Below are 2,602 nucleotides of genomic sequence, written 5' to 3' on the forward strand. Positions count from 1 at the left end.
GGTATCTGTGGCGATGGGGCCTGGTGCGGGGCTAATAGGTACTGAAGGAGCCATTGCTGCCGCATTTGAAAGTGCAGTCATAGGTTCAGCGATGTCGGCGGCGGCTGTCACCTTAACAACTCAGGCTGCAACCAGCCTTGCTGCGGGCAATAGCATTGGCGCAACGCTGGAAACAATGACGAGCAGTGATAGCCTGCGTAATCTCGCTGTGGCAATGGCAACAGCGGGTATGTTGAGCCAGTTTAAAGACCTTAACTTCTTCGGCGAAGTGAACCCGGATGCGCCGTTATTAAGCTCAGACACACTGATAGAAATTGGTAATCAGACAACCCAGGCCGTGGTCAATTCCACCATCAGCGCGGGTATTTCTACTGCCATCAATGGTGGCGATTTTTCTGACTTCTCAGAGAACTTTACCAGTTCATTGAAAAGTGCCGGTATCTCAGCGGTTGGTGAATACATGTCCTCGTCTATCGGCTCAGCCTATAAAGACAAAGACATTTCAAATGTAGTGCGCTATCTGTCACATGCCGGAGCGGGCTGTCTTCTCGGCATTGCAACCAGCGAAGCGGGTCAAGCCTCTGGTGGTGGTAGTGAAAGTTGTTTGACTGGTGCCGGTGGCGCCGTGGTTGGCGAGTTAGTGGCAGATGCTTACAAAGCGAAAAAGCTCGACGATTTTTACCAAAAAGAAGCGCAACGCACCCAGTTACTGAGGGGCGCTGGATATAGCAATGCTGAAATTGCCGCTTTTTACAAATCAGAGGGGGCTCAGCGTTACTTTAACAAGGAAATGGCTAAGCTGACCGCTGCGGGCGTTGACCTTGCCAAACTTGGCGGCGCAACCGCAGCGCTAATTGCCAACAGTGATGTAAATCTGGCCGCCATGACGGCAGAGAACGCCGCGCAGCACAATGCCCTGTTCCTTATCCCTCTGGGCTTAATGGTGCTCAAAGGTATTGATATTGCCCTGACTGCCAATGAGCTATATGAAATTTACGACACCATGGGCAAAAACCCTGAACAGGGCCAGGAAATGCTTGAGCAGTGGCTGATAGATCAAGCTGCTGGCGGCCTTATTGGCAAGGCGATCCCAGGCTTTAAAACGTTTGAGGAGATGCTTGACTGGTTGAAGCGTAATAATATCTTGTCGCCGAAGATGCTTGAGGATTTAAAGAATCATACTGAAACAGATGGTCCTTCTGGCGGTGCGCAAGGCAATATAAATGTTAAAAATGCCAACAAAGAGCGCATCAATCTAGGTAATATGAAGGCTGATGAAGAGTATGAGTTCATCACTACAGTCCATGGTTCACATATTGCTGATAAAAACGATGGCTTTTATGGTGAACAAATCGCCAAACAGATATTTGAGGACAGCACTGGGCTGGAATTTAAGGATATTATTAAAAACAAATCCAATCATGGTGCCGATTTACTGGCTATTGATAAAACCAATAAAACCATCTGGCTGGTAGAAGTGAAGTCCAGTATCAGAGACAATTTCCCAAAAGATCCGAGTAAACTAGATTTGCTTAACAGAGGCGAAAAATGGATTGAGCAGGTGGCAGGAGGCACACTAAATGGACAGAAAGTAACCGCCGAAGCAGAAGCATACGCTAATGAGCTTTTAAAACTCAAAAGAGAGGGATATAAAATAAAACCCATTCTGGCCAAGGTAAAGGTACCTAAACCGGGCCAAACCGGGGTTGCGTCAGTGTCAATGGTCCCAGCGGGGTAATAAATATGAATAGTAATCCAAAAGAATTAGAAAAATTTCTGCGTAAACGCAAAAGGGCAATAAAGAATCCGGACAAGTATCTGGAGGTATATGATAGAAATAAAGCGAAAATAATGCACTATATTGAGACAGGGAGCGTTGTCGGTGGCACCTTTAGTAGTGAAAATTTACAGTTTCTACCGTGGGAGTGCTTCTTAACAGAATACACTATAGCGACAAAGTATTATGAAATGTCGGCGCAAACATCGTTCATTCAGCAGGATAAACTCTGTTCAGAAATGCTGGCGCACAGTCTGGGGTATGCCTATATCAATAGTGTGCTCTCCTATTTTACGCAGCGGCGCTTTGTGACTCGCTTTGACAGGGAGCACGAAAGAGGCGTATCACCAGATAGTGTCTTCTATCTGGCCATGGCGGTGATTTTGCAACAGCCTAAGCATGCCAGCCATATCTTCCGGCTGTTTGAAGTAGGCTACCCCAGACACTGGGTGAACCGCTCAAAAAGCCATATCGGGGATTGCATGATTCTGTTGTTTGATGCCGCCAACGGCAGCAAGTCCATGACGCCGATAGTGGATGGATTTGCTTATGCCGATATTGTCGCGGACTGGAATACGGAGGATTTAGACCTGCTCACGGCCCACCTGACCCGCTTATGCGACGACCAGGTGGCGCAGGTAGCCGCCCCACCCAGCAAGGACTTTTTTGAGTTCGACAATATGAACTGGCAGTTTACCCCTTACGCCGCGCTAATGTTGCTGGCACTGCGTGCTCAGCACGGCTTGCCCAACCCGGATTTCAGCCACCCCGGATTTGGTAATGTCACTCAATTGCTGCCCGATGCGCCAGTTGCCCCCGTGGAAG

General features: G+C 48.2%; 2 protein-coding genes. Both read left to right on the forward strand.

The window, feature by feature from the left end; translation table 11 throughout:
* On the forward strand, positions 1–1,738 hold a 1,738-nt coding region (locus tag C3B51_RS23180), incomplete at its 5' end, for a DUF637 domain-containing protein (RefSeq protein ID WP_165389236.1).
* 230 nt (positions 1,739–1,968) lie between these two features.
* Positions 1,969–2,602: hypothetical protein (locus tag C3B51_RS23185; RefSeq protein ID WP_206076673.1), on the forward strand; the 634-nt coding region annotated here is incomplete at its 3' end.

Source organism: Pseudoalteromonas rubra, assembly GCF_004212645.1.
Taxonomy (GTDB): domain Bacteria; phylum Pseudomonadota; class Gammaproteobacteria; order Enterobacterales; family Alteromonadaceae; genus Pseudoalteromonas; species Pseudoalteromonas rubra_G.